The organism is Acinetobacter sp. CAU_H_29a_1, assembly GCF_058599505.1.
Genome location: NZ_CM178655.1, coordinates 403,079 through 424,395 on the forward strand (window position 1 = coordinate 403,079; position 21,317 = coordinate 424,395).

The following is a 21,317-nucleotide window of genomic DNA, read 5'->3' on the forward strand; positions in this document are numbered from 1 at the left end:
ACGACGAATACTATGATACATCTCAATGAGTTATATCTTATCTTAAACAAATCTCTAAAATGGAACAAGTCACATTTAAAGTGCTTTGCGCTCATCATGCTTGTGATTATTTTAAAGCAAACATGTAATCTTTCTTCTGCATCTAAAGCCTTGCCCATCAAGTGCTTACCACAATCATTTTATCGACGTATGCAGCGCTTCTTTGCAGGTCAGTATTTTGATTATCGTCAAATTTCTCAGTTGATTTTCAATATGTTTTCATTCGACCAAGTGCAACTGACTTTAGATAGAACCAATTGGAAATGGGGAAAACGAAATATTAATATCCTGATGCTCGCAATCGTTTATCGTGGAATAGCGATACCTATCCTTTGGACATTGCTTAATAAACGTGGAAATTCAGATACGAAAGAGCGCATTGCTTTGATTCAACGCTTTATAGCCATTTTTGGTAAAGACCGTATTGTGAATGTGTTCGCAGACAGAGAGTTTATCGGTGAGCAGTGGTTTACATGGTTAATTGAACAAGACATCAACTTCTGCATTCGTGTTAAAAAAACTTCATTGTCACCAATCATTTAGGAAAGAATCATAAAATTAGTGATTTATTTCGCCATCTTAAAGTTGGTCAAATTGAATGTCGTAAACGACGGATTTTGGTTGGTCGGGTGAAACTATATATAAGTGCACTACAGTTAGAAAATGGAGAGCTTTTACTCGTCGTTTCTCCTCAGTTTAATGCCAATGCTATTCAGGATTATGCATTACGCTGGGAAATTGAAACCTTATTCAGTTGTCTCAAAGGACGCGGGTTTAATCTTGAAAATACGCGCTTGACAGACCCTAGACGAGTGAAAAAATTGATTGCGGTGTTAGCTATAAGCTTCTGTTGGTGTTACTTAACGGGTGAATGGCAACATGATCAAAAAAAAGCGATAAAAATAAAGAAGCATGGACGACTCTCAATGAGTTTATTTCGCTATGGTTTAGACTATGTTCAAATGGCGATTCAGCGTTTAATTGGTTTTGGGAAAAAAGAAGAGTTTAAGGAAATTTTGGCAATTTTAAGAAGGCAGAATCCTGATAGGATAAGGGTTCTGTGAAATTTGTCGTGTACAGAGAAAAATGACAACCAGCAAAGGTTTTACCCATGCACGTTTTACCGATAGCCTGATTGTATCGGATTCGGTGAAAGCCATTTTAAAGCAGATGGATCAGTTCCAAGCACCTGAACCGAAGTGGGGCATGGTTGATCCTGAGTTGTTGGATGTCAAAGCATGAAGGCGATTACGGTCGCTGCGGCTATTATTGTGAATGAACAGCAGCAGCTTTTGTTGGTGCGTAAGCAGAACACCGCGTGTTTTATGCAAGTGGGCGGTAAGCTTGAGCCCAATGAAGCACCTGAGCAAACCATGCTGCGTGAGATTCGGGAGGAAATTGGAAGTGATGCGACGATTGAACAGTTTGTTGGTCGTTTTGAAACAGCCACCGCCAATGAACCTGATTTTAAATTGGTGAGCTATGTTTACCATGTTCAGCTTCAGCAAGCGCCGCAAATTGCGGCTGAAATTGCAGAAATGAAGTGGGTCAGTTTGAATGACCAGCAGGCTGCACTTGCACCGCTAACCACTGAGGTGGTCATGCCATGGGTACGTGAACATTTGCTGATTGACGTAGTCTAATTATTCAAGTGCATAGGCAATACACGCGGCGCTGACTTTATGACAACCCAATTGTTCTAGCTGTAAAGTCAGTGCCTGAATCGAGCTGCCTGTGGTCACGACATCATCCAAAATCAAAACACGTCGGTAGAGTTTTACGTACTGACGTTGCTGTGGATCGATTTTAAACTGTTGATGAATTTGATCTAAGCGTTCCAGTCGACTGAGTCCTTTTTGCGAATGTTGATGCAGTCGTATCACAGGCTGCCAAATGGGAACATTTAACTGCTTGGCTAAGTCTTTGGCGAGGATCATTGATTGGTTGTAGCCACGTTCCGCTAAACGTTGGGTTGAAATCGGCATTGGGACAATTGCTTGTACTTTAGGTAAGCGAATTTGCTGAAGAATGCCTGACAGTAGAGGTTGCCAATGCAGTTGTTGTTCATATTTGAACTGCTGAATTAGATGATCTAAAGGATATTGATACTGCCCTGCGACATGAATACTCAGCTCTTGTTTTTCAATGGTCTGTGGATGCAGTGGAAGTTGTTGCCAGCAGTCCAAACAGACCGAGTGCAGATCTGCGCGTACAATGCCACACAAGTGGCAAGGCTGTGCTTTGTGTAGCAACTGTTTGGCGGTGTGCAGTAAATGACTAAACATAGGCATAGCGTGGTGCTTCAGGTAGCCAGCGTTTCAGTAAGGCTTCAGCATTTCTAGGATAGTCTTTTAAAATCTGTGCTGCGACAAAATGGGCTTGATTGAGCAAATGATCATCGCGTTCCAGTTTCGCTACACGAAAGCCCATATCACCCGTTTGTTTGGTGCCAAGCAATTCACCGGGACCGCGGATTTCCAAATCTTTTTCGGCAATTAAAAAGCCATCATTGGTTTCACGCATGATGCGTAAGCGTTCTTGTCCATTTTGAGACAGCGGGCTTTTATATAACAGAGCGCAAAAACTAGCTTTGGCACCTCGACCGACACGGCCACGTAATTGGTGTAATTGAGAGAGTCCTAAACGTTCCGCATTTTCAATCACCATGATCGAGGCATTCGGTATATCGACCCCCACTTCAATCACTGTGGTCGCAATCAAGAGTTGTAATTCATTGGCTTTAAACTGTTGCATCACGGCTTGTTTTTCGTCGGCTTTCATTTTGCCATGTACAAGGCCAATGTTGAGCTCAGGGAAGCGTTCTTTAATTTCTAAATAGGTTGTTTCAGCAGCTTGAGCATCTAAGGTTTCAGACTCTTCAACTAAGGTGCAGACCCAGTAAGCTTGTTTGCCTTCGAGGCAGTTGCTGGCAATACGCTGTAGGACTTCTTCTCGACGGTCAAGTGGAATGGTTACGGTTTGAATAGGCGTTCGTCCGGGTGGAAGTTCATCGATCACAGATGTGTCCAAGTCTCCATAGGCGGACATGGCTAAAGTTCGTGGAATAGGCGTTGCGGTCATGACCAATTGATGTGGGGTCATATTTTGTGCGCCTTTATTACGCAGGGCTAAACGCTGATCGACCCCGAAGCGGTGCTGCTCATCAATAATTACTAATCCAAGTTTGGCAAAGTGGACATTGTCTTGAAACAGGGCGTGTGTACCCACCACCAGATGCGCTGTGCCATCGACAATTGCTTGTTCGGCTGCGGCACGGGCTTTGCCTTTTTGTTTACCTGAAAGCCAAGATACACTGAGTCCCAAAGGCTCAAACCATTTTTTAAAATTGAGATAATGTTGTTCCGCCAAAATTTCAGTCGGTGCCATTAACGCCACTTGCCAACCTTCTTCTAAGGCATGGCAGGCTGCGACTCCTGCGACCAAGGTTTTGCCTGCACCGACATCGCCTTGAACCAAACGTAACATCGGTTTATTGAGTTTTAAGTCGTGTACAATTTCTTTGGAGACGCGCTTTTGTGCATTGGTCATTTCAAAAGACAGACTGCTGAGCAGTTGTTTGGCAAACTGACGACTGGCAGAAATACGTGGTGCTTCAATCTGTTGGATATAGGCACGACGGCTTAATAGACTGACCTGATGCGCAACCAACTCTTCAAAAATCAAACGTTGCTGGGCAGGGTGTGAGCCTTGGCCCAGTTGCAGCATATTGGCATCTACAGGAGGGTGATGGATGTAGTCCAACGCCTGTTTAAGTGCATAGCCATTGGTAAATTTTGCGGGTAGCAGTTCAGGTAAATCATCACTGTGCTTGGCTAAAGCCTGTTTGATGTATTCACGAAACTTAGGCTGAGTCAGACCTTCTGTGCTGGGGTAAATCGCAGTTAGTTGGGTTTGTGGAAGGGGCGTATGTTCTGTAATGAGTTGGATTTCGGGATGATACATTTCCAAGCCACGTGCACCCACACGGACTTCACCAAAAATGCGTAGACGATTACCGATCTTTGCACGGTCCGTTAAGCCTTTATAAATATGGTAAAAGCGCAAAGTCACTTTGCCAAAGTCGTCTTGCAGTCCAATCGCCATCGATTTACGTTTACCCGGCGGAAAGTCCACGCCTTGAATCGTGCCTTCAAGTAAGTAGCTACGCCCAACCGTCAATTGGTTCATGGGGATGATCGTGCTACGATCTTCATAGTCTCGTGGCAGATGAAACAGCAGATCATCTGTAGTGAAGAGATTCAACTTTTCAAGTAGTGCAGCAGAGGCAGCTCCGACCCCCTGCAACTGATGGACTGCAGCCATGTTCCCTCAACTTTGTCTGTGATTTGGTGCTAAATGCATATTTTATTTATAGGTTATGGTAAAACATCTCAGCGTGTTACTAAACAGTTATTTCAGCAAGGCCATCAAATTACCACAATTAGCCGAAGTCCGAAATCAGATGATTGGGCTGAGCATTTGATCCAAGATATTCATCAGTTGGATTTGTTTCAAGTTGCACCGATTGATGCTGTGTATGTCTTACTCTCACCTCAGAGCAGTACGGTGGAGGCGTATCAGCGAACTTTTGTAGACTCGATTGCACCCATGCTACATGCCTTAAAAAATCATCCTTTAAAAAAAGTGATCGTGGTTTCTTCCACACGTGTTTATGGTGAAAGTGCAGGGGAGCGAGTTGATGATAAGACCTATCCTCAGCCGAGCGATGCGCAAGGGCAGGTGCTATTGAACATGGAAGCAGCATGGCAACAGGCTTATCCCTCTGAGTGTGTGATTGTACGCCCAACAGGCATTTATGGAACCTCAGTTACTCGTATGATTAAACTTGCGGGAACCACAAAATCTTATCCAAAACTGCATTGGTCAAACCGAATTCATGTTGATGATTTGGCTGCTTTTTTAGTGTACTTGCTTCACGTGGAACATACTGAAAAGTCTTATATTTGTAGCGATAGCCAGCCACTGCCTTTACATGAAATCATCCAATGGTTTCAACAGCAGTTAGGACTGCCAGTTTTGATTTTGGAAAGTGCTGTGTCATCAGGCAAACAAATTCATGCTACGCGTATGCAGCAGATGAATTTTGAATTACAGCATCCACATTGTTTTGATGATTATTTGGCGTTGTTAGAAGAGTGTGAGTCAAAATAATTTTTTATTTTTACTCATAAAAAATGTGAAGCATCGTTTGGAAAATGGCTGTGGAACGTGAAGAATCATGACAAATCCGTTCCAGTGCGCTTAACCCTAGAACGGCTTTTATTAAGATATTGATGCTTATAGGAAAATTTTAAGAATTTCGTATAAGGTGTATTATTTTGATTTTAAAAGTATTGATAATCCCCTAAATTATGTACTACTCAAAATTCAAAAAATTGATGATAGGAAAAAGATGAGAAATTACAAATTTTATCTAATGTTTATTTTATCGATATTGATACTTATTATTTTTATAACATCATCGCCACTATTAAAAAATAATTTTTTTTAATGACTCATAGTAATTGGGTTAAAGTTAATAATTTTAAGATTATGGAAACATATACTTATTGTTCAAGTGAACCTTGGAGGAGGGGCATCGATAGAGCTGCTTATCGATACATCAAGTATGAATACTCTTTTGATAAAAGGAAATATATTGAAGAAAACGAAAAACTTTTTGGAGTATATAGAATCAATCTTTTAGACAACTGTGAAAAACTTAAAGAAAAAAATGAAGTGCTATGGAATGAATGCAATAAGAATAATTATCCATTATATGCAAATACAAGTAATAGTAAAATACTAGACTTCCTTCATAAATCATTTTTCAATCAATTTAATTGTTTATATTTCACCCAATCTAAATTGTATATGCCAGCAAGTAAATTAAACCGCAGGTTTAATCGTTTACGACGATTTCTATATACACAAGATAAAATCTTAAAACATTTCATCCTTCCAAATACATGCTCTACTTGAATTCGTCTACGACCAATCTCTCTATTTAACTTTTTTAATTCAGAATCTAGTTTTTCAGTTTTCTTTGCTTTAGATGGCATGAGGCATCCAAAACCCAATTTCTTTATCCCTAAATACCCCTTATCAACGATAAAAAAGGGCTTAAATTTTAATTTCCTCATGCTTTTTTTAAATATTTTAAAATCATGCATGCTTCCATGACTTCCACATACACTCAGTATTTCACCTGTTGTATAGTGCATAGATAGCTGAAATTTAAAGGTATGTCGCTTTTTTTTACCGCTATACCATTTCTTCTGTTTTTTTTGGACGTTGAACTAATATTTCAGTGGCATCAATCACAACAACTTCCCAATCCACTTCATCTCGATTAGGAAGTTGTTTTGGCAAGTTAAATTTTCCAGAACCGATTAAGGTATCTTCAATAGCACGTGTGATACGAATTGCACTCGTTTCAGATACACCGTAACTCATACCAAGATGGAAAAATGTTCGATATTCTCTCCAATATTCTATACATAAGAGCAAACGATCTTCCAACGGTAATTTATGCGGTCGTCCTTTACCAATATGACGAGGTAAATGCTTATTTAGCTCGGCCAACATGAGGTTAAATGTAGCCCAACTAACACCGGTAAGCCTACGAAACTTAACGTCTGATAATTTTTGAATGGCTCTAGACTAGCAGATTTGCACTTAGTTTTACCTAATGAGGTCCCACAACTCTGTTGCTAGCTCATTAGGCTCCCTCATCCAACGCCATTCTGTTTCTTTAAGATGATAATCAAAATACTCTTTTGATATACCGTTGAACTTTGCTAGCCTTCTTTTACAAAAGCTCCAGAATGATTCTATTCCATTTATATGACATTGTCCTCTGGCAAATTCATTCGCTCCATGATTTACTCTAAAATGCTTTGAGTAACCAACATCTACCAAACCATTGTATCCACGCCAACCATCACTATAAATTACACTTTCAAGTGCAACTTTACCTAAGATAACTTGTTGTAATGTAGTCTTTTTACAATCAGGGACTATTTCTGTATAAACTCGACCATTCCTTTCAAATATTCCAAATACAGGTTGTTTTAAAGTACCTCGACCTCGCTTCAATTTCCCATGAAAACCACGTTGTCTTTTTGCTCCAAAATAGCTCTCATCAACTTCAATAGAACCTACAAACTTTGCTCTTAAATCTGTTTGATGATCGTAGATTGCTTCTCTAAAAAGCATGTACCAATAGTTGATGGTATTACGGTTCAAGTTAAGCAATAAGGCTGTTTTAGAAGCAGGAATATCAATGCAAAAGCACTGAATAATTTTTTTAATCTTATAGTGACTTAATTTACTGTTTTCTATCATGATTCTAGACTAACATATCTATTCTGCTAGTCTAGAGCCTTTGAATATCTTTGAATTTCATCCAAGGATTATCTCTTGAATTAAATAATTTTGCTGATTAATTTAAGATCAAATAAATTGTACGTTTTTTGATTTATGACGGAAGTCTACTAATTTCAAATGATTTATTTAAAATTGGTACATCTTCATTTTTATCTATACTATTTGAAATACAAGGAGTAATTATTACTCTAGTTATAGTTGTTTCATGTGCGTTATTCTATGATTTAATTAGAAGATAGTTTATTCAACTCTTTTAAAGCTTCACCTGCTGCCGCATTGCCATTTTCATATGATTTAGTAAACCAAAATTTTGCTTTTTCTAAATCATTATAAGTATTTGCATATATATATGCTGCATTATTCTGAGCTTCAGGTAGGTTTTGTTCTGCTGCTTTAAGATAAAGTTCTAGAGCCTTTTCTTCATTTTTCTGAACAACTACACCATCACGATAAGCATTAGCTAAATTATATTGAGCCTCTGGTAAATTTTGCTCTGCAGATTGCTTATAAAGTTCTATCGCTTTCTTAGGATCTTTATCAATACCATTGCCTGAGAAGTAGGCATTAGCTAAATTATATTGAGCTTTACTTAATCCAGACTTAGCTGCTAACTGATAAAATTCTAAGGCTTTTTTTCTATCTTTAGTAACGTAATTCCCTGAATCATACATTAACCCTAAATTATATTGAGCTTCGGGAAAATTTTGTTCCGCGGCTTTATTAAGCCAAAACAATGCTTTCTCAGGATTTTTATCTGCACCTATTCCCTTAGTTAACATGGCTGCTAAATCATTTTGAATGACAGCATTTCCATTGCTTTGATGATTATTTGGCGTTGTTAGTAAAAGCTCAGTAACAACTGGTTTTAGTGAGATGAGCTCTTGGGTATATTTTAATTAAAGTTTTGGTATTTATATAAAAAATTAATAATATAATGTAAGAGGTGTTATGTTAACTGTATAAAAAACAACATTATTCGCATACTTCTATACTTTTTTCTCTTTTAGTAAAATTAATTAAGTTATTATTCTTTATGCAAAAATAATTTTTAAATTCGTATTGTTGAAAAGTTTTCCCTATTTGTAGTTCAACTTGAATATGCGTTTCTAAAAAATCTGATTTCAAACTACTCTTTGGAAAACAAAAAATATATTTACTACTTGTATTAGATAGATTTTTTAAACTTTCTTTATAAAAAGTTTCTGATAATTCATCATTAGGATTTCCATCCATATCTCTAAAAAATGTATCGAACATTGAAAGCTCTTTAGAATCAAAAAATTCCTTAGGTTTCAATGAACAAATACTTTCATTGTTTACAATTTCGTATTTAAAATAACGAACACGTTTTTCTTTACAACCTATAATTGAGAGTGATGCCAATAAAATACTTAAAAAAACTATATATTTCATTATTGTATACTTTGGTAAATTAAAAAAAGCAGTGGAACTACTGGAATTAGAGTTATATTTGAAACTAATCTATATCCTACTGGATCATTAATGATTGGTTGTACTAGCTTGTTGTTCAGTATTTAATTTTAAAGTTTATATTTCTTGCTAATTCATGGATATATGGATCATAAATAGAATTAGGTAAAGTCCAAATTTATAAAAAGTATTCCTCAACTATTTATCTATTTAACCTATATTGGCTTAAATTTTTTATTTAGTATTTTCTTGTTGAACAGCATAGGCACCTACATTTTGTAGATACCTATGCTTTAAAAAAAGAAATTACTTCTTCTTACGTTTCAAACGCTTCTTCGCTTGTTCAGCAGCCACTTTGTCTAGCGTGTCTTTCAGCTCTTCATCGCTGAAAGTAGTAATGTGTTGCAACATTTGTAGCGTGACATCATCTAGTACTAAGTTGGCATATTGAGCAACGTTTTGGAAGTTCTCATCAAACACGATCGCGTTGTCTGAGTTGGTGCTGATATAACCCTGTTGCGTCAGCACTTTAATAAAGCTTTGGAACAGGGCTTTATCAAAGAATTCAGGCGAATTGAACTCATATAGGACAGATAGACGCTGACCGACCAAATGACTAAGCTCTTCCACCTGACGTGCTGAAATGTTCCCAGAATCGCGCTGTGTAATGAGCGCAAGCGTCATGTAGTAACGCTCAAGACTCTGCATGACTGGTGCCGCCAATACCACCAATTGGTTATGATCTTCACTGTTTGGAGCAGGAGAAATCAAGTGACCTTCAGTATCTTCAGAAATCAGTTTGGCTTGAATCAAACCATCTACATAGGCACAGATTTGATCTTTGAGTTCAGCATCTTCCCATTTTAAAAACAATTCTGCTTTTAAAAATGGATATAGCGTGCGAATCACATTGATTAAATCACCACGGCCAATGGTTCCATTGTGTTCAACCAAAGCAGCAACTAATGATGGCAAGACAAAGGCATGCAAAATGTTATTACGGAAGTAGGTCAGCAGTACGGCTTGATTGTCCGCAATCGCAATAATGTCACCAAGAACGTGATTGATACGCTTGATCAGTTTTAGCTTTAAACCATAAGCAATGATTTCTTTACCTGATAATGGCGTGACCAAGAGGCGCTCATCATAAGGAAGTGTCGTCAACAACTTACGATAGGTATCAAGCTGTTTGATGCAGATTTCTTCATCCAGCGTATGCTTCTCAGTGGCCAACAGAACCAAAGACAAGAGTGAAACAGGATTCACCACAGCTGCACGGTTAATATTTTCTAAAATTGCATGTGCTGAACTGTTGACTGCATCAGAGACTTCTTGCGGAATGGGATCATCATTTTTAGCAATTTGCACATTCTCAGCGCCATGCTTTTTCAGCATGTCATCGAGGAAAACAGGCTCGCCAAAGTTGAGATGGACTTTTCCGAAAATACGTTCAATTTTGCGTAAGGTTTGCAGAATCCCAAAGACAGACTCGGCTTCTTTTGGTTTACCGTTCATCTCGCCGACGTAGGTTGCACCTTCCATCAATCGTTCATAGCCAATATAGGTCGGAACAAAGACAATCGGTTTGGCACGCCCACGCAAGTGACTGTGCACCGTCATGGCTAACATACCTGTCTTTGGTGGTAGCAGACGACCTGTACGTGAACGACCACCTTCGATGAAGTATTCCAAAGGCGTGTTACGCGACAAAATGCTATATAGGTATTCTTTAAAGACCGAAGTGTAGAGCGCGTTACCGCGGAAAGTACGGCGAATAAAGAATGCACCGCCACCACGTAAAATTTGCCCAACAAATGGCATATTCAGGTTATCGCCCGCAGCAATATAAGGCACCATCAAACCACGGTTATACACCACATAAGACAGCAGTAAATAGTCGATATGGCTACGGTGACATGGGGTATACACAATTTCGTAGTCTTTAGCCAGCTCACGGACCGTATTGAAGTTATGAACTTCAACCCCGTCATAGAGCTGCGTCCATAATCGTGCCAGCGCCATTTCCGCAAAACGGATGGTTGAATGTGAGTAGTCCGATACGATTTCATTGACATAACCAATGGCACGACGTTCAGCATCCAACATGCTAATTTTGCCGCGGATACTTTCGCGGCGAATCGCATCTTGTACATCATTGGCTTTAATCAATGAATGCATCACGTTGCGACGGTCCGAAAGATCGGGACCGAGTACCGCTTCACGGTGTGCATCGAGCTGATTATTTAAGGTATTTAGAATGTAGGTCGCAGGGGATAAATTCGGATAGGTGGTTTTTGCAAAGTCAACCAAAGCACGTAAAGACTGACTTTCATGAAACTCTAAAAATGACTGACGACCATGTAAACCGATATTCATCAGCTGTTTCACCGTACTTGGAGTTGCCCAAGTGTCGGTAAATAACAATTTAAACCAAGAGTCTTCTTTATCTGGTGAACGTCCCCACAGTACCGTCACAGGTACCAGTTCCACGTCTAAATCGGGTTGTTGTTCTAAAGCTTCAACGAGACGTAATAAGCGCGGTGGAAAGGTGTGTGGTGAAGGGTTAAGTAAATTATTTTCATCGTTATGCTGTAAAAACACGATCGATGCTTTTTCTTGATGTGTCCCCACGACCAAAGGATCGAGTGCAGGAGCAAGCTTTAAACGACGTGTTTCACCATCCACCAACAGCGCGTTACTGCGTGAGTGATTTTGAAGCACATAACAGACAATTTTTTTGGGATGGCCTGAAGCTGCTGGGTCAGCATCTGTTGCTGTCGGTTCTGTTGGAACCTCACCCAATACATGTGGGGTTACTATGAGGTCAAGAAGCTTACTTGAAAGCTTTCTATACATTTGACCAAAGCCACTTTTGGACATATACACTCCTGCTTAAATGACCAATCCCGCAGTTTGTCTGAAGGGGTATTTATTTTGCGTAATTGTAAACATAAACCGTATGTCATTTCCTGACAAATTTGTTTTATATGGTGAATTTTATCGTTAAAAATCGTATTTTTAGTGGGAAATAACGAAAAAAACTTATGACAACTCAGTCAAGTAATCTATAGGGTTTTAGTCTGAATTTATGGCAAAATAGATTTTAATATCGATATCACACCTCATCACTTTACAGAAAAATCTGGTCTCTCACCATTAAGTAGGTTGCTTATGAATGCCTTAACCCAAGAGTTGGTTGAATTACTGAGCCTCGAAAAAATTGAGGAAAATATCTTTCGTGGACAAAGCCGTAATTTGGTTGGGAAGCGTGTTTTTGGCGGACAAGTCTTAGGTCAGGCCCTACGTGCGGCGTCATATACGACGGATCGTCCAGCTCATTCTTTACATGCATACTTTTTATTTGGTGGCGATGTGAACGCGCCGATTATCTATGAAGTTGATCGAATTCGTGATGGCCGTAGTTTTGTCAGTCGCCAAGTGCGTGCTATTCAGCATGGTAAAACCATCTTTATGTGCATGGTGTCTTTTGCTGACAATGAAGAAGGGCTGAATTACCAAATCGGTGAGCCTGAGTATCCAGCACCAGAGTCTTTAAAGTCTGAGGCTGAACTGAAAAAAATGATGGTGGAATTTGTGCCTGAAAATGTGCGTGCAAGTTTCATGCGGGATCGTCATGTGGAAATTCGTCCCATCAATCCACAGAACCCGTATCAACCGCAGCCTGAAGCACCTGTGTATGCGCACTATATTCGCACGCATGACCGCATTGCAGCAGAAGTGGATGAAATTTCGTTGCATCAGTCAATTGCAGCATTCTATTCAGATTTCACTTTAATGACCACGGCACTGCGCCCACATGGTTTAAGTTATCTTTCGCCAAGTTTGCAGTGTGCGAGTATCGACCATGCTATGTATTTCCATAAACCCTTTCGTGTAGATGACTGGATGCTGTATGACATGGACGCCACAGTCAGTGCCAGTTCACGTGGTTTAAACTTTGGACGAATGTGGCAAAACGGTGAGTTGGTGTGTAGTACCACTCAAGAAGGTTTGATTCGGCTCCGTGAAATCGAAGCCCAATAAAGCCTAAGTACAGAAAAAGCTGAGTGATATGACTCAGCTTTTTTTATGACCGACTTTATGACTGAAAGGTGGTCAGAGCAGAGCTAGAAGTTGAGCTTGAATTGTAATGGTCTCATCTTTTGGGGAGAGGTATATGGGGAAATGTGCAGTACTTGTGACAAAAAAATGCTCGATTCTCACCTGTTCACATGGCATAGTTTCCCAAAGAAATCTTTGAAAAGCATGAAGCTATGAGCTTAAACACGCAAATTCTAATTGCAGCGATCTTTGGGGTCATCTTCGGATTTGTTCTCAATCTTTTCCCGGGTACCGTTTTTTTAGAGATGAGTTTGTATGGAATCGGGGTGGTCAGCAGTATTTTTATTGGTCTGTTAAAAATGCTATTGATTCCCCTCATTTTTAGCTCAATTGTGGTGGGAGTATCCAACTTGCAAGCGGGCGGACAGCTCTCCCGTGTTTGGAAAATTACGGTGGCATGCTGTGTCACCACCACGACTTTGGCCTTGATATTGGGTTTAAGCTGCGCGCATTTATTTGAAGTCGGCAAAGGTGTCGATATCGCCATGTTCCAAGACGCCATGGCCGCTCATCAAACTCCAGATACGCTCACCCCATCTTCGTTCTTCACCAACTTTATTCAAAATACGCTGATTAATCCCTTCAAAGCCTTTGCCGAAGGCAATGTTTTAGCGGTAGTGGTTTTTGCGTTGTTCATAGGTGTGGCACTCGTCAAGGGCGGCGAAAAATTCCGTACCGTACGTAAGCTGAGTCAACAGTTCTTTGACATCATGATGTTGATGATTGGTTGGGTGATGAAGCTAGCCCCGCTAGGAATTTTTGCCTTACTTGCTAAGTTGATTGCCACTGAAGACATTTCTGTATTGAGTCGTTTGGCAGAGTTTGCGGCTGTGGTAACGGGCACTACCATTTTTCATGGTCTGGTGGTTTTGCCGCTATTACTGTGGATTTTTGGCAAGATGAACCCGATGACCTTTTTTAAAGGCACGCGTGTGGCGTTGATTACGGCTTTTGCCACCAGTTCAAGCTCGGCAACTATGCCTTTATCCCTCAAGTGTGCGCAAGAAAATCTTGGTGTACGTCCGCAAACGGCAGGCTTTGTGATTCCGTTGGGGACGCAGCTCAATATGGATGGTACTGCGCTGTATGAGGCAGCGGCGGCTTTGTTTATTGCCAACTTGATGGGACTCGATTTGACCTTGAGTCAGCAGCTGGTGGTGTGTCTGACGGCGATGATTGCTTCTTTAGGTGCTCCAGGGATTCCGAGTGCAGGCATGGTCACTATGATTATGGTATTGCAGTCTGTCGGGCTTCCTGCTGAAGCGATTGCGATTTTATTACCGATTGATCGCTTACTGGATACCGTGCGTACTGTGGTGAATGTACAAGGTGACATGATGATTAGTGTGGTGGTGGATCGACATACCCAGGATCTGGATGCACCTTTGCCCAATTTATCGAATCCGTCTTAAGTTTTGCTCTAAAATAAAAAAGCAGCTATTAAGCTGCTTTTTTTATTTTAGGATTTAAGCGACTTTGAGCATGGCACGTTTAGCCGCTGGGGATTGGTCTAAGTAGGCAATCGCATCTTCTGTTTTGGCTTCGTGTACAGGGTCATACCACGGCACTAAATAGCCAAATTGCTGTGAGATGAGCCATAACGGACTTGGTAAAACTTGATGATTCCGTTTAGAAATAGACAGCCACTCACGCCAAATCCAAGGTTTAAACAGACTGGGTTGAATCGACTTAAAGCGGTCATCTTGTTTCATAATATGAGCTGCACCATCGACCCATAAGCCCAGAACGGCAGCAATCACCACCAGACTCAAATAATAGCGCGCAATATAACCCCCGCCTAAATGTCGGTACAAATCAAATGCGACGGTACGGTGTTCAATTTCTTCTGCGCCGTGCCATTTGATCAAGTCTAACATCGCAGGGTCAGCGCCCATTTTCTCCCATTCGGTGTTGTCCAGTGCATATTTTCCAAGGACACAGGTCATGTGTTCCACCGTGGCAATAATATCGAGTCGAAACAGATCCCACTGGTGCTCAAGTGCTTTAGGTACAGTGAGATCTAGTGGTTTATCGGCCAGTAATTTTCCAAATAAGAAATCCATCAACTCTAGATTACGGGAGACATCAATCTTTCTTTGGCTGAGATACTCTTTATTGGCTGAGTTGTGTGCCTGCGCATGCATGGCTTCTTGGCGGATAAAGGCTTGTACATCTTGCTTCAGTTTTTCATCGCTAATTTGTGGTAAGACTTTGTTATAGAGGCGGCAGAACCAGAACTCACCTGCGGGCAGGATCATATTAATTTCATTGATGAAATAGCTGGCAAAAGGTTGGTTGGGAATCCAATCAATCGGACTGTCTTGCCACTCAAATTTAACTTTGCGGGGCTTAATTGTGTAGGCAATAGAGGAACGAATTTTGTTTTTTTTCAATCGAGACCATAATTTCATATGCTGACCTATTTTTATATGTGTTGAATTTTTTCACGAGCTGAATAAAGTCAGTATAAAAAAAGTCCCCGATTGCGATTAGCAATAGGGGACACAGATACAGCAATAGATGATGCTTTTTTAGGTTGGCGTTTAAAACTTAAGCCTCAGGCTGTGGTTTGGTTTCCACATCGTCTTCAGCATCAAGATCCATAGCGGCTTCAGGATCTTCATCGAATTCGTCTGCATCCAGCTCATCGGCTGTTGCATCTGGAATGCTGCTTAAGTCAAAGTGTTGGGCTTGGTCTAAAGTAAAATTCAGTCGTCCGCCCATCACACTTGCCAGTTCTTCTAGGCCTTGTTTATTGAGGGAAGAGAACAATTGAATTGAGAAATCCAGTTTCATCTTTTTCAATTGGGCTTTAACTTCTTGCAATGCTTTAGAGGCAGGGCCACGGTTGAGTTTATCGGACTTGGTTAGCAGTACATGCACAAACAATTTACGTGAATAAGCCCATTCCAACATCATCACGTCAAAGTGCTGTAGTGGATGACGAATATCCATCAACAAGACTAAGCCTTGTAAGCTTTTACGCTGAATCAGGTAATTTTCTAACTCTTTTTGCCACACGATTTTCATCGCTTCAGGCACGGCTGCATAACCATAACCAGGTAAGTCGACGAGACGTTGGTCAGGATTACCCAGACTGAAAAAGTTAATCATCTGCGTACGACCCGGTCTTTTCGAGGCACGAGCCAATTGCTTTTGGTTGGTTAAGGCGTTGATAGCACTAGACTTACCTGCATTTGAACGACCCGCAAAGGCAATTTCATAGCCTGTATCTTCTACACACAGGTTGAGCTTCGGAGCACTCATTAAAAACTCTGCTTTACGCAGCCAGTTGAGAGCGCGCACAGCATATTCAGTAACTGCAGAATCTACCTTTTTTTCATAGCTAATTTTTTGCTTTGGGGCAGCAGCAATTTTACTGTTTTTGGATTTTCCTCGGCTGTGGTGCATAACTCAACTTCAATTTATGATCTACAATCAGCCATTATAATGGAAGTCGAGCGGGCAATCGACCTTTGCAGCGTAAAGTCCGCAATCTTGTCTATAAAAGACCTTAATCGGCGAGATTGATCAGGTTAATCGGCGAGTGGGTCGTGAACTTATTCTGAGCTTCAGTACCCAGTACATCCGCTAAGGTATATTGGTCTAAGCTGTGATAGAACTGGTCTAGCGCTTGATCTAAGATCCCTTTCAGTCCGCAATTCGAACGGAGTACGCAAGGCGGGGTATTGCATTCCACAATATTCTGATCCGCTTGCAAGACCCGCACAATTTCGCCCAGTCTTAAATGTAGGGTTTCTGGATTGAGTCGAATCCCACCGCCACGACCGCGTGCGGTAATAATCCACTGCTGTTTCGCCATAAAGTGTACGATTTTCATCAAGTGGTTTTCAGACACTTGTAGAGCTTGTGCCAGTTCTGCGATGGTATGCGGCAGCGCTTTCGGCTGTGAAACATACATCAGAATTCGCAAAGCATAATCGGTAAATTTATTGAGCTGCATGAGGGTACTGATCGTTGATAAGCAAAAAAACAAAGGGCTAGCCTAGCATAACCTGACTAACCCTCTCTATTTTATGCTGATGGCATGGGTTAGTGGTGAACACCACCTGTGCCAAAAGCTTCACTGTGAATATTTTCAGCAGGAACACCACGGGCAATCAGGGCTTTTTGTTGTTCTGCCATAAATGGCATTGGGCCGCATAAGTAGTAGTCTGCTTGAACAGGTAAAATTGCGCTATCAATGGTACTCAAATCAAGGCGACCCTTCGCATCATAATCTTGACCCAAAACATCACTTTGATGTGGGAACTCATATGCAGTAAAGGTACTTAAACGTGGATATTTGGCTTTTAAGTCATGAATATGTTGTTTCATGGCATGCACTTGTTTGCTACGGCAGGCGTGCACAAAAGTCACAGGCTCTGGCATATCCAAAGTCACCAATTGATTCAGCATCGCCACCATTGGCGTGAGGCCTACACCACCACTAATAAAGACATTGCGTTTATTTGGGTCAATCAGGTAGAAGTTACCTGTTGGTGCAGACACTTCAATTTCAGCACCTTCGGCTAAACCATGCAGAGTATTTGACACCCAGCCTCCCGCCAAATCACCTTTTTCATCTTCGCGTTTGACCGAGATACGTAAATAGTCAGCTTGAGGGCTGGTTGAAAGGGTGTATTGGCGAGGTTGTTTTAGACCAAGTTCCTCAACAAATACACGTACTGAAATGTACTGACCTGCTTCATATTTTGGTAAATCACCACCGTCCACAGGGGCAAGATAGAAAGAAGTTATTTCATCGCTTTCAACCACTTTCTTCGCGATTTTAAAGTTGCGCCAGCCTAACCAGCTCCCTTTGGTTTGTTGATGTTGCTCATAAATCGCTTTTTCAGTGCTAATGAATAAATCAGCCAATTGACCATACGCCGCAGCCCAAGCATCAATCAATGGATCCTCCATTGAAATACTTAAAACTTCACTAATCGAATGGAGGAGGTTTTCCCCAACAATATTGTAGTCGGGTGCTTGAATATTCAAGCTGACATGTTTGTGGGCAATCAGCTCAACCACAGGGAGTAATACTGAAGGATCTTCAATGTTTTCTGCATAGGCCAACACAGCACCCGCCAAAGCTTGGGCTTGAGCACCACTGCGTTGATGCCCCATATTAAAGGTTTCTTTTAAATTAGGATTGTTGCCTAACATGCGGTTATAAAAATAACCTGTGAGTGCGACACCATTTTCACGAAGGACAGGAACAGTTGCTTTTACAAGTTCAATTTGCTGCGGAGTCATGTTTGATCTCTCTTGGCTATCATTTATAAGATGTATTTAAAATATACCTTTAAGGATGTAATGTAAATACATCTTTAAAGAAAAGCTTAACTTTTATATGGGATATATGAATATCCTATAAATTTTGATTTTTAGATTTAAAAAGTAGATCACTTACGACCAAACAATGAGCCGAGTAAACCACGGACGATTTTTTGTCCCGTACTGCCCCCGAGACTACGTGCGGCGCTTTTGGCAAAAGTTCCTACTGTGTCTTGAATTAGCTTCTCACGCTGTTTTGCTTCACGTTCAGCTTCTTTTTGCTGTTCTTTCGCAATCCGCTCTTGCTCACGTGCTTGTTGCTTCGCTAGTGTTTCAGCTTCTTTGGCCTTCTGTTTCGCTAGCGCCTCTTGTTCTTTGGTTTGTTGTTTCTCTTGCTCTATCTGTACAGCTTGTTGTTGGCGTTCAACCACTTTATTTTGTAGAAGTTCAAAAGCGCTTTCACGGTCTAGGCTTTTTTCATAAATGCCTGCCACGATACTTTGTGAAATCAAGGCTTGACGTTGCTCTGGGCTAATCGGAGTGAAAGACGAATAGGGTGGCATCACCCATGCACGCTCTACGACTTGCGGCGTGCCTTGTTCATCTAGGCAACTAATTAAAGCTTCACCCACAGCTAGTTCAGTGATGGCTTGCTCAACTTTAAATTCAGGATTGGCACGGAAGGTGTCTGCAGCTGTTTTAACTGCTTTTTGATCTTTCGGGGTAAAGGCACGTAAGGCATGTTGTACGCGATTTCCGAGCTGCCCTAACACGCTTTCAGGCAAATCCAGTGGGTTTTGCGTGACAAAGTAAATACCCACCCCCTTGGAGCGGATCAGACGCACCACTTGTTCAATTTTTTCTTGCAGCGCTGCACTGGCATTATCAAATAGCAAATGCGCTTCATCAAAAAAGAACACCAGCTTAGGTTTGTCCATATCGCCAACCTCAGGCAGCTGTTCAAATAATTCTGAAAGCATCCAGAGCAGAAAAGTGGCATAGAGCTTTGGGGTGTTCATGAGTTTGTCTGCGGCTAGGATATTGATATAGCCACGACCATTACTGTCGGTCTGAATAAAGTCGAGAATATTTAAGCTGGGCTCTCCGAAGAATTGATCACCGCCTTGATCAGCTAGTGCCAATAAATTCCGTTGAATCGCACCAAGGCTGGCAGGAGATAGGTTGCCATATTCGGCTTTAAACTCTGCGGCATGTTCACTGACATAACCAATCATGGCTTTTAAGTCTTTAAAGTCGATCAGTAACATGCCTTGATCATCTGCAATACGAAATACCGCAGAAAGTACCCCTTCTTGGGTGTCATTTAAATTCAGCATACGTGCCAGCAACAGCGGGCCAATTTCGGTAATCGTGGTACGAATAGGATGACCTTGTTCAGCAAATAAATCCCAAAACACCACGGGGGATGCAGCAAAGGGAATGCTGTCGATGCCTAAACTTTTAATGCGTTCATCAAATTTGGGATTGGATGCGCCTGCCTGCGCTAAGCTGGAAACATCGCCTTTGGCATCGGCTAAAAATACGGGCACCCCGAGTCTGGAAAAACTTTCAGCCAACACCTTCAGGGTTACGGTTTTACCTGTCCCTGTTGCCCCTGCAATTAAGCCATGACGGTTGGCAAACTTCGAGTGTAGAACAACATCTTGTTGGGTATTTGTGGTTTTCTTAGCAATGATGATCGGGGTGCTCATACTTCTTCCTATTCAATTTTCTTGTGATGGTTATTCAGTTGTTTTAGTGCATTTTCTATATCTTGAATTAAATCGGTAGGATGTTCTAGTCCTATACAAAAGCGAACCAATAAACCTTGTTGTAAATGTGTATGCTCAAGTGCACGCATGTCTTTGACGTCATACAGCATCACCAAACTGACAGGACCGCCCCAACTAAAGCCGAGTTTGAAGAGTGATAGGGCATCACAAAATTGACGAATATCCTGCAGATCAAATTCGGGCTTGAAAATGACACTGACCAAACCTGCACTGTGTTGATCGACACAAATGTCTTTCCAATATGAATGACCCGCAGCACTCGAGTCAGCAGGGTGTAAGACCTGCACAAATTCCGGTTGTTGTTTTAGCCATGCTAGGAGTTGCAGCGCACTTTCAGACTGTGCGGCATAACGAATGCGCATTGATGCTAGACTGCGTTGGACTTGAGCAACATCATCCCCAGAGACGCTAATGCCTTGAATGGCATGCGTGCGAAAGAGTTGATGATGTAAAGCTCGCTCGCGTGTCACGACTGAGCCCATTAAAATGTCTCCGCCGCCACTTGGGTATTTGGTCAAAGCATTTACCGTCACATCTACACTTAAGTGCGCATCACTAAAATCAAAAGCATTAAAGGCAAGACCTGCGCCCCACGTATTGTCTAAAGCAGTGAGCACATGATGCGTTTGTGCCTTTTTCACCAGTCCGACCAAATCTGGAAACTCCAGTGTGACCGACCCTGCGGCTTCTAGCCAAATCAGTTTAGCTTTTTCCGTCGGTTGGAAAGAAGACACATCAATAGGGTTATAAACACGAACATCAATGCCATAGCGTTTTTCTAGATTACGAAGATGCTCCATGTTTGGCCCGTAAATATTATCCGCTACCCAAACTTCATCACCATGACTTAAAAAACATGAGTTCACTAGGTTAATGGCAGATAAACCACTTGGTGCGAGTAGGCAGTACTTTCCACCCTCAATTTGTGCAATGTTATCGCCCAATGTAAATGTGGTGGGGGTGCCATGGGTACCATAACTATAGTCATAGTCATCGGTCCAATGGCGATTAAACAGTGCATTGGTATCTTTAAAAATAATCGTCGATGCACGATACAGGGGAGGTTGGACCGTTGAAATGTACTGAGGCGCTTGTCTTGGTGCATGAACCAATGCGGTTTGCGGTTTTTTTTTCACGAATCGACTCATCATAAAGCGATAAATTGTTTTTAGCTTAAGAGAAAGTTTCTAAATAGGCGAGAAAATTGAACAAATGTGAATAAAGGTAAACAAAATAAAAAGTTGGCTTCAATTTTGCTAA

Annotated in this window: 17 protein-coding genes and 3 pseudogenes; 6 read left to right on the forward strand and 14 right to left on the reverse strand. The window is 41.2% G+C overall.

From position 1 onward, the window contains the following. Window positions 1-12: 12 nt before the first annotated feature. The 3 genes and pseudogenes from AC4MDD_RS01925 (at window position 13) to AC4MDD_RS01935 (ending at window position 1,682) form a co-directional block, all read left to right on the forward strand. Window positions 13-1,103, forward strand: a protein-coding gene (locus tag AC4MDD_RS01925) for an IS4-like element ISAba1 family transposase (protein WP_100607965.1) whose coding sequence is annotated in 2 segments (ribosomal slippage) — window positions 13-553 and window positions 553-1,103 — 1,092 coding nt in all. Because the reading frame shifts where the segments join, the coding sequence is not laid out codon by codon here. A 19-nt stretch (window positions 1,104-1,122) separates the two neighbouring features. Beyond that, a pseudogene (locus AC4MDD_RS01930) lies at window positions 1,123-1,281 on the forward strand (TIGR00730 family Rossman fold protein); the annotation flags it as partial. Further along, window positions 1,278-1,682 carry an NUDIX hydrolase gene (locus tag AC4MDD_RS01935; RefSeq protein ID WP_491882230.1) on the forward strand — a complete coding sequence of 135 codons (405 nt, stop codon included), beginning with the start codon at window positions 1,278-1,280 and terminating at the stop codon, window positions 1,680-1,682. The pseudogene AC4MDD_RS01930 and the gene AC4MDD_RS01935, both read left to right, overlap by 4 nt. Here the strand turns inward: AC4MDD_RS01935 and AC4MDD_RS01940 are convergent, their stop codons facing one another. Together AC4MDD_RS01940 and recG are read right to left on the reverse strand one after the other, a co-directional pair. Continuing rightward, window positions 1,683-2,330: a ComF family protein gene (locus AC4MDD_RS01940; protein ID WP_491882231.1), complete on the reverse strand. Its 648-nt coding sequence runs from the start codon at window positions 2,328-2,330 to the stop codon at window positions 1,683-1,685. Continuing rightward, window positions 2,317-4,362, reverse strand: a complete 2,046-nt coding sequence (gene recG, locus AC4MDD_RS01945; protein ID WP_491882232.1) for an ATP-dependent DNA helicase RecG — start codon at window positions 4,360-4,362, stop codon at window positions 2,317-2,319. The genes AC4MDD_RS01940 and recG overlap by 14 nt, the downstream gene beginning before the upstream one ends. A gap of 33 nt (window positions 4,363-4,395) precedes the next feature. Between recG and AC4MDD_RS01950 the strand changes: the two genes are divergently transcribed. Further along, window positions 4,396-5,211, forward strand: a complete 816-nt coding sequence (locus tag AC4MDD_RS01950; RefSeq protein ID WP_491882233.1) for an NAD-dependent epimerase/dehydratase family protein — start codon at window positions 4,396-4,398, stop codon at window positions 5,209-5,211. 662 nt (window positions 5,212-5,873) lie between these two features. Here the strand turns inward: AC4MDD_RS01950 and AC4MDD_RS01955 are convergent. The 6 genes and pseudogenes from AC4MDD_RS01955 to plsB all read right to left on the reverse strand — a co-directional run. Beyond that, a pseudogene (locus AC4MDD_RS01955) lies at window positions 5,874-6,266 on the reverse strand (transposase family protein); the annotation flags it as partial. 37 nt (window positions 6,267-6,303) lie between these two features. Next, the gene (locus AC4MDD_RS01960) at window positions 6,304-6,627 is read right to left on the reverse strand and encodes a helix-turn-helix domain-containing protein (protein ID WP_335999030.1); all 324 of its coding nucleotides are present in this window, start codon (window positions 6,625-6,627) and stop codon (window positions 6,304-6,306) included. Window positions 6,628-6,723: 96 nt separating this feature from the next. Further along, the gene (locus tag AC4MDD_RS01965; RefSeq protein ID WP_152875444.1) at window positions 6,724-7,386 is read right to left on the reverse strand and encodes an IS1595 family transposase; all 663 of its coding nucleotides are present in this window, start codon (window positions 7,384-7,386) and stop codon (window positions 6,724-6,726) included. A 266-nt stretch (window positions 7,387-7,652) separates the two neighbouring features. After that, window positions 7,653-8,240 (reverse strand): annotated as a pseudogene (locus AC4MDD_RS01970) (tetratricopeptide repeat protein); the annotation flags it as partial. Window positions 8,241-8,400: 160 nt separating this feature from the next. Beyond that, window positions 8,401-8,841, reverse strand: a complete 441-nt coding sequence (locus tag AC4MDD_RS01975) for a hypothetical protein (protein ID WP_491882234.1) — start codon at window positions 8,839-8,841, stop codon at window positions 8,401-8,403. Between the two features lie 324 nt (window positions 8,842-9,165). Continuing rightward, the gene (gene plsB / locus AC4MDD_RS01980) at window positions 9,166-11,739 is read right to left on the reverse strand and encodes a glycerol-3-phosphate 1-O-acyltransferase PlsB (protein ID WP_491882235.1); all 2,574 of its coding nucleotides are present in this window, start codon (window positions 11,737-11,739) and stop codon (window positions 9,166-9,168) included. 291 nt (window positions 11,740-12,030) lie between these two features. Here plsB and AC4MDD_RS01985 point away from each other — a divergent pair, with 291 nt between their 5' ends. Together AC4MDD_RS01985 and AC4MDD_RS01990 are read left to right on the forward strand one after the other, a co-directional pair. After that, complete coding sequence (locus tag AC4MDD_RS01985) at window positions 12,031-12,903, forward strand: acyl-CoA thioesterase (RefSeq protein WP_395442551.1); 873 nt, start codon at window positions 12,031-12,033, stop codon at window positions 12,901-12,903. A 230-nt stretch (window positions 12,904-13,133) separates the two neighbouring features. Further along, window positions 13,134-14,393: a dicarboxylate/amino acid:cation symporter gene (locus tag AC4MDD_RS01990; RefSeq protein ID WP_279043855.1), complete on the forward strand. Its 1,260-nt coding sequence runs from the start codon at window positions 13,134-13,136 to the stop codon at window positions 14,391-14,393. Window positions 14,394-14,447: 54 nt separating this feature from the next. On the opposite strand, the gene AC4MDD_RS01995 is transcribed toward AC4MDD_RS01990, so the two are convergent. From AC4MDD_RS01995 to AC4MDD_RS02020, 6 genes are all read right to left on the reverse strand, one after another. Next, complete coding sequence (locus tag AC4MDD_RS01995) at window positions 14,448-15,392, reverse strand: metal-dependent hydrolase (RefSeq protein WP_078390011.1); 945 nt, start codon at window positions 15,390-15,392, stop codon at window positions 14,448-14,450. Between the two features lie 139 nt (window positions 15,393-15,531). Then, on the reverse strand, window positions 15,532-16,392 hold the full coding sequence (yihA, locus tag AC4MDD_RS02000) for a ribosome biogenesis GTP-binding protein YihA/YsxC (RefSeq protein WP_004977914.1): 861 nt from the start codon (window positions 16,390-16,392) through the stop codon (window positions 15,532-15,534). A 103-nt stretch (window positions 16,393-16,495) separates the two neighbouring features. Further along, window positions 16,496-16,945 carry an RrF2 family transcriptional regulator gene (locus tag AC4MDD_RS02005; RefSeq protein WP_004977913.1) on the reverse strand — a complete coding sequence of 150 codons (450 nt, stop codon included), beginning with the start codon at window positions 16,943-16,945 and terminating at the stop codon, window positions 16,496-16,498. An 89-nt stretch (window positions 16,946-17,034) separates the two neighbouring features. Further along, window positions 17,035-18,243 (reverse strand): NO-inducible flavohemoprotein, encoded by a 1,209-nt coding sequence (gene hmpA, locus AC4MDD_RS02010; protein WP_078390009.1) that lies wholly within the window; start codon window positions 18,241-18,243, stop codon window positions 17,035-17,037. Between the two features lie 149 nt (window positions 18,244-18,392). Beyond that, window positions 18,393-19,976: a helicase HerA-like domain-containing protein gene (locus AC4MDD_RS02015; RefSeq protein WP_491882236.1), complete on the reverse strand. Its 1,584-nt coding sequence runs from the start codon at window positions 19,974-19,976 to the stop codon at window positions 18,393-18,395. Between the two features lie 8 nt (window positions 19,977-19,984). After that, complete coding sequence (locus AC4MDD_RS02020; RefSeq protein WP_491882237.1) at window positions 19,985-21,193, reverse strand: PLP-dependent transferase; 1,209 nt, start codon at window positions 21,191-21,193, stop codon at window positions 19,985-19,987. Window positions 21,194-21,317: the final 124 nt, after the last annotated feature.

Bases quoted from the DNA above. Each gene is read 5' to 3' on its own strand.
- AC4MDD_RS01940 (WP_491882231.1), bottom strand. From the start codon at position 2,330: ATGCCTATGTTTAGTCATTTACTGCACACCGCCAAACAGTTGCTACAC.
- AC4MDD_RS01960 (WP_335999030.1), bottom strand. From the start codon at position 6,627: ATGTTGGCCGAGCTAAATAAGCATTTACCTCGTCATATTGGTAAAGGA.
- AC4MDD_RS02005 (WP_004977913.1), bottom strand. From the start codon at position 16,945: ATGCAGCTCAATAAATTTACCGATTATGCTTTGCGAATTCTGATGTAT.
- AC4MDD_RS01990 (WP_279043855.1), top strand. From the start codon at position 13,134: ATGAGCTTAAACACGCAAATTCTAATTGCAGCGATCTTTGGGGTCATC.
- recG (WP_491882232.1), bottom strand. From the start codon at position 4,362: ATGGCTGCAGTCCATCAGTTGCAGGGGGTCGGAGCTGCCTCTGCTGCA.
- AC4MDD_RS01975 (WP_491882234.1), bottom strand. From the start codon at position 8,841: ATGAAATATATAGTTTTTTTAAGTATTTTATTGGCATCACTCTCAATT.
- AC4MDD_RS01965 (WP_152875444.1), bottom strand. From the start codon at position 7,386: ATGATAGAAAACAGTAAATTAAGTCACTATAAGATTAAAAAAATTATT.
- AC4MDD_RS02015 (WP_491882236.1), bottom strand. From the start codon at position 19,976: ATGAGCACCCCGATCATCATTGCTAAGAAAACCACAAATACCCAACAA.
- hmpA (WP_078390009.1), bottom strand. From the start codon at position 18,243: ATGACTCCGCAGCAAATTGAACTTGTAAAAGCAACTGTTCCTGTCCTT.
- AC4MDD_RS01935 (WP_491882230.1), top strand. From the start codon at position 1,278: ATGAAGGCGATTACGGTCGCTGCGGCTATTATTGTGAATGAACAGCAG.
- AC4MDD_RS01995 (WP_078390011.1), bottom strand. From the start codon at position 15,392: ATGAAATTATGGTCTCGATTGAAAAAAAACAAAATTCGTTCCTCTATT.
- yihA (WP_004977914.1), bottom strand. From the start codon at position 16,392: ATGCACCACAGCCGAGGAAAATCCAAAAACAGTAAAATTGCTGCTGCC.
- AC4MDD_RS01985 (WP_395442551.1), top strand. From the start codon at position 12,031: ATGAATGCCTTAACCCAAGAGTTGGTTGAATTACTGAGCCTCGAAAAA.
- plsB (WP_491882235.1), bottom strand. From the start codon at position 11,739: ATGTCCAAAAGTGGCTTTGGTCAAATGTATAGAAAGCTTTCAAGTAAG.
- AC4MDD_RS01950 (WP_491882233.1), top strand. From the start codon at position 4,396: ATGCATATTTTATTTATAGGTTATGGTAAAACATCTCAGCGTGTTACT.